The organism is Sphingomonas bacterium (assembly GCF_903643065.1).
GTDB lineage: Bacteria > Pseudomonadota > Alphaproteobacteria > Sphingomonadales > Sphingomonadaceae > Sphingomonas.
Map to the genome: position 1 here is coordinate 1 of NZ_CAHJWX010000170.1, position 5,523 is coordinate 5,523.

General features: G+C 69.6%; 6 protein-coding genes. 2 read left to right on the forward strand and 4 right to left on the reverse strand.

Annotated features, from left to right (window positions below; all coding sequences use genetic code 11):
* Nucleotides 1-115 precede the first annotated feature (115 nt).
* On the reverse strand, nucleotides 116-334 hold the full coding sequence (locus HUU95_RS07350; protein WP_174279522.1) for a hypothetical protein: 219 nt from the start codon (nucleotides 332-334) through the stop codon (nucleotides 116-118).
* Complete coding sequence (locus HUU95_RS07355; protein WP_174279523.1) at nucleotides 327-1,517, reverse strand: aspartate aminotransferase family protein; 1,191 nt, start codon at nucleotides 1,515-1,517, stop codon at nucleotides 327-329. Before HUU95_RS07355 ends, HUU95_RS07350 begins: the two co-directional genes overlap by 8 nt.
* Before the next feature lie 291 nt (nucleotides 1,518-1,808).
* Here HUU95_RS07355 and HUU95_RS07360 point away from each other — a divergent pair, with 291 nt between their 5' ends.
* Entirely contained in the window at nucleotides 1,809-2,546 is a 738-nt protein-coding gene (locus tag HUU95_RS07360; RefSeq protein WP_174279524.1) for a hypothetical protein, read from the forward strand.
* Between the two features lie 20 nt (nucleotides 2,547-2,566).
* Nucleotides 2,567-3,046: a hypothetical protein gene (locus HUU95_RS07365; RefSeq protein WP_174279525.1), complete on the forward strand. Its 480-nt coding sequence runs from the start codon at nucleotides 2,567-2,569 to the stop codon at nucleotides 3,044-3,046.
* A gap of 6 nt (nucleotides 3,047-3,052) precedes the next feature.
* Here HUU95_RS07365 and parE read toward each other — a convergent pair whose 3' ends face one another.
* Both parE and cobU read right to left on the reverse strand, forming a co-directional pair.
* Nucleotides 3,053-5,032: a DNA topoisomerase IV subunit B gene (gene parE / locus HUU95_RS07370; protein WP_174279527.1), complete on the reverse strand. Its 1,980-nt coding sequence runs from the start codon at nucleotides 5,030-5,032 to the stop codon at nucleotides 3,053-3,055.
* A 57-nt stretch (nucleotides 5,033-5,089) separates the two neighbouring features.
* The coding region (cobU, locus tag HUU95_RS07375) for a bifunctional adenosylcobinamide kinase/adenosylcobinamide-phosphate guanylyltransferase (protein ID WP_174279526.1) at nucleotides 5,090-5,523 on the reverse strand (434 nt) is incomplete at its 5' end.

Here is a 5,523-nt window from a genome sequence, read left to right on the forward strand (position 1 = left end):
CTCGCCTGTGGCGAGCGGGCCCCTCCCCTCTCCCAAAGGGAGAGGGGGTCAATCATCGGTCGGCCCCGCATAGGCACGCGCCTCCCAGCGGCGGGGAGGAGGCAGGAAGCTTCAGTCACGAACGCGACGTCCGAGCACGCCGCAGCAGCACGCCGGCCACGATCATCCCAATCCCGCCGCCCAACCAGAGCGGCAGGAGCGGACCCGTCGCGAGATCGATGCTGACCCCCGTCGTGTACATCCGATGCATCCAGACAAGGAGGAGCACGGGGCCGGCCAAGACCAGCACACCCGCCGCGATCAGCGCGCTAGCCGCCGTTCTCCATCTAGTCATCGCTCGGCCCCACATAGACCCGCGCCGCCGCGCTCAGCGTCTCGATACAATGCGCGACCTCGTCCTCGCCGATCGTCAGTGGCGGCAGCAGCCGCACGACGTTGTCGCCCGCCGACACGGTCAGCAGCTGGTGCTCGTCGCGCAGGAAGCCGACGAAGCGGCGCGCGTCGCTCCGGAGCTTCAGCCCCAGCATCAGCCCGCGCCCGCGCACCTCGGCGAACAGGTGATCGTGATTGGGGATCATCTGTTCCAGCCCGCCGCGCAGCCGCTCGCCCATCGCGCGGACATGCTCGAAGAAGCCGGGCGCCTCCATCACGTCCAGCACCGCGTCCGCCGCCGCCATCGCCAGCGGATTGCCGCCATAGGTGGAGCCATGCGTGCCCGCGACCATGCCCTTCGCCGCGCGCTCGGTGGCGAGGCAGGCGCCCAGCGGAAAGCCGCCGCCGATGCCCTTGGCCACCGCCATGACGTCGGGCGCGATGCCCACCTGCTCGTGGTAGAAGAAGGTGCCGGAGCGGCCATAGCCACACTGTACCTCGTCCAGCACCAGCATCAGCCCGTGCTCATCGCACGCCGCGCGCAAGCCCCGCAGAAACGCGTCGGTGCCCACCGACACGCCGCCCTCGCCCTGGATCGGCTCGACCAGGAAACCCGCGGTGTCGTCGTCGATCAGTGCCAGCGCCGCGCCGAGGTCGTTGAACGGCGCATAGGCGAAGCCGGGCAGCAGCGGCTCGAACCCGTCGCGCATCTTGGCTTGGTTGGTCGCGGAGATCGCGCCCAGCGTGCGGCCGTGAAAGGCGTTGGCGAAGCAGATCAGCTTGTGCCGGCGCGGGTTGCCCTCGGCATGGTGGAAGCGCCGCGCGGTCTTGATCGCGCATTCCACCGCCTCGGCGCCCGAATTGGTGAAGAACACCGTGTCGGCGAAGGTCCGGGCGACCAGCCGCTGCGCCATCCGCTCCTGGTGCGGGCTGCCGTACAGGTTGGACACGTGCATCAGCGTCGCGGCCTGGGTGGCGATCGCCTCGGCCAGCTTGGGATGACCGTGGCCCAGCGCGTTGACCGCGATGCCGCCCGCCATGTCGAGATAGCGCGTGCCGTCCTCGCCCCACAGCCAGCAGCCCTCGCCACGCACCGGCCTGACCCCGCTACGGGGGTAGACGGGCATGAGGGCGGTGATGGCCACGGCGGCGGCTCCCAACGGAAAAGGGCGGCCCGGAAGGGACCGCCCGGCCAGGGGCTTACCGGAGCCGGCGGGCCGGCGTCAATGCGATCACGAACTTGTCCCGCCGCGCCAGCGGCTTAGAAGCATCGGTGGGGCGATCAGCATGACCCGATGGAGTGTTGGGCGCAACGCCGGGCTGACTGACCGGCGAAGTGATCGCCGTATCTTATTCGTCGCAAGATCATACCATGACTAGGCCAGTGGCTTCATTTCATGGCCATCGAGTCGACATGCCGGCGATGGAGGGCATCAATGTCCGATCTACTGTATACACCCAATTCGCCGCAGGTCAGTTCCGTCGATGATTATGACGCGTACAACCGGGCGCTGGAGACGATCAAGTCGGACGTGACCGTGGCCGCCTTGCACGGCGCCTGGGACGGAACGCTGCGCGGACTTTATACACAAGCGATCATGCAAATGTCGGCCGAGTTGGAGATGCAGGCGAATGCCGGCCTCATCACCTGGGCCGATGCGGCGCGCGAGGCGAACAGGGCGCGCAACGAGATCCTGATGGCGACACGCGGCCGCAACACGCCGGTCGGGCGCGCGTTCTCCCAAGCGCTCAAGGAAGAAGGGAAAACCCTCAATCGGATGATCGCCGAGAAGACGATCCAGCTGAAGGGACCGGGCTCCGAATTCGGCAAGCTCACCGCCGCCGAGCAGGAGCTGGTCTTCGCCAAGGTGGTCCAATCCGCCGGCAAGTCGCGCGGGAGCGTGAACCGGGGCATGCTGTGGGCGTCGCGCGGCGGCAAGGCCATCCTCATCCTGTCCGTCGCCATCTCCGTCTACGTCGTGCTCACCGCCGACGACAAGGTCGCGGCGGCGAAACGGGAGGTGGCGGTGACCGGCGCCGGGATTGCCGGCGGCATCGCGGCGGGCGCGCTGGCGGGGCTGATGTGCGGACCGGGCGCGCCGGTCTGCGTGACGCTGGGCGCCTTTGCCGGCGGAACGCTGGCCGCCATCGGCGTCGATCTCGTCTTCTTCTGATCGATCACGGACGAGGCAGGATGAGGCTCCTCCCCGCCGGGTCCGTCCGGCTCGATCTGGAGCGACCCTGGTCGATCTCTGGCGGTCCGACCAGCCGGCTGGTGCGTGACGGACGCCGCACCGATTGCGTCGTCGACGGCGAGGTGTTGCAGGCGGCGATCGGCTGGGGCGGACGACTGGTCCTGCTGAACACTGACGGCATCGACTATGAGGACGCGCTCCACATCTATCTGATCGACCGCGACGACCAGGTGCTTGATCGAGCCAGCCTGTCGGCCGCCTACTCGACCGGCACGTTCGACCAGCTCGAACTGCTGGCGCCCGACAAGATCCGGTTCCGCTTCTTCAACCAGAAACGGTGGGTGATCGAGCTGTTCGACAAGGCGCGAGTCGCCTTGCCCTGGTCGGAGCCGCAAGGGGTCCATCGACCCTTCGGGCTGAGCCGCCGTTTCCGGGTGTCGGCGCATTCGCTTGATCGACCGGGCGAGCCCGGTGGCTGAACGCGGTCAGGCGTCGATCGCCTCCCCATCCAGCCGCGCCGCGTTCTCTTGGATGAAGGCGAAACGGTGCGCCGGGTTGGTGCCCATCAGGCGTTCGACCAGGTCCTTGACCACCGCCCGCTCCTCATATTCCTGCGGCAGCGTGACGCGCAGCAGGCTGCGGGTGCGCGGGTCCATGGTGGTCTCGCGCAGCTGCAGGGGGTTCATCTCGCCCAGCCCCTTGAAGCGCGCGATGTCGACCGTCTTGCCCTTGAACGCGGTGCGCTCCAGCTCCGCGCGGTGCGCGTCGTCGCGCGCGTAGAGCGATCGGGCGCCGCTGGTCAGCCGGTAGAGCGGCGGTTGCGCCAGGAACAGGTGGCCGGAGCGGACCAGGTCCGGCATCTCCAGGAAGAACAGCGCCATCAGCAGCGTCGCGATATGGGCGCCGTCGACATCGGCGTCGGTCATGATCACGACGCGCTCATAGCGCAGCGCGCCCTCGTCCCAGGTCTTGCGGGTGCCGCAGCCGAGCGCCTGGACGAGGTCAGCGATCTCCTGGTTCGCCATCACCTTGGCGGCGGTGGCGGACGCGACGTTGAGGATCTTGCCGCGGATCGGCAGGATCGCCTGCGTCTTGCGATCGCGCGCCTGCTTGGCGGAGCCACCGGCGCTGTCGCCCTCGACGATGAACAGCTCCGTCCCCTCCGGCGCGTCCGACGAGCAGTCGGTGAGCTTGCCCGGCAGCCGCAGCTTGCGCCCGCCGGTCGCGGTCTTGCGCTTGACCTCGCGATCCTGCTTGCGGCGCAGGCGGTCCTCCATCCGCTCGATGCAATAGCCGAGCAGCGCGCGGCCGCGGTCCATGCTGGCGGCGAGCCAATGGTCGAAATGGTCGCGCATCGCCTTGTCGACCAGCGCGGCCGCCTCGGGCGAGGTCAGCCGGTCCTTGGTCTGCGACTGGAACTGGGGCTCGCGGATGAAGACGGACAGGATCAGCTCGGACGCCAGCACGACGTCTTCCGCCGCCAGCTCCTTGGCGCGCTTTTCCTTCACCAGCTCGCCGAACGCGCGCAGCCCCCGCACCAGCGCCTGGCGCAGCCCCTGTTCGTGCGTGCCGCCGTCGGGCGTGGGGATGGTGTTGCAATACCAGGAGAAGCTGCCGTCGCTCCATAACGGCCAGGCGACCGCCCATTCGACCCTGCCCTGCCCGTTCGGGAAATCCTGGCGCCCGGCGAAGAACTCCGCCGTCGCGCCCTCGCGCGCGCCCAGCTGCTCGCGCAGATGATCGGACAGCCCGCCGGGAAACTGGAACACCGCTTCCGCCGGCACCTCGCCGCCCGCCAGCTCGGGCGCGCAGCGCCAGCGGATCTCGACGCCGGCGAACAGATACGCCTTGGACCGCGCGAGCCGGTACAGCCGCTCGGGCCGGAAGCGCAGCTCGGGGCCGAAGATCTGCGTGTCGGGCACGAACGACACGCTCGTGCCGCGCCGGTTGGGCGCGCTGCCCACCTGTTCCAGCGGGCCCAGCGTCTCGCCCCGGCTGAACCGCTGTCGGTACAGCTGCCGGTCGCGCGCCACCTCCACCACCGTCTCGCTCGACAGCGCGTTGACCACCGACACGCCGACGCCGTGCAGCCCGCCGCTCGTCGCATAGGCCTTGCCCGCGAACTTGCCGCCCGAGTGCAGCATCGACAGGATCACCTCCAGCGCGCTCTTGTTCGGGAATTTGGGATGCGGGTCGACGGGCATGCCGCGCCCGTTGTCGACGATCGTCAGCCGGTTGCCGGGCTCCAGCACCACCTCGATCCGGGTCGCGTGGCCGGCGACCGCCTCGTCCATCGCGTTGTCGAGCACTTCGGCGGCGAGGTGGTGCAGCGCGCGCTCGTCCGTGCCGCCGACATACATGCCGGGGCGGCGGCGGACGGGCTCCAGCCCTTCGAGGACCTCGATCGAGGAAGCGTCATAGGCGTTGGGATCGGACGGCGGGGCGGCGAACAGATCGTCGGGCATGGAGAACGTATAAGGCACAAGCACGGCCCGCGCCATGCCGGCGCGGCGACCGTCCTGCTACTTCAGCCGCAGCGGCAGGCCGGCGACCATCAGGTCGACCCGCGCCACCGCGGCGGCGACGCGCTGGTTGACGATCCCGGCCGCGTCGCGAAACGCGCGGGCGAGCGCGTTGTCCGGGACGATGCCAGCGCCTACCTCGTTGGTGACCAGGATCAGCTGGGCGGCCGCCGCCGCGAGCACGGCGACCAGCGCGTCGGTCGCGGCGGGGATGTCGCGATCCGCCAGCAGCAGGTTGGAGGTCCACAGCGTCAGGCAGTCGACCAGGATCGTCGTGCCGGCGCGGTCGGCGGCGGCGATCGCGCCGGCCAGCTCCAGCGGCGCCTCCCGCGTCGTCCAGCCCTCGCCCCGATCGGCGCGGTGCCGCGCGATCCGCGCCGTCATCTCGTCGTCGAACGCCTGCGCGGTGGCGATGAAGACCAGTTGCCCGCCCG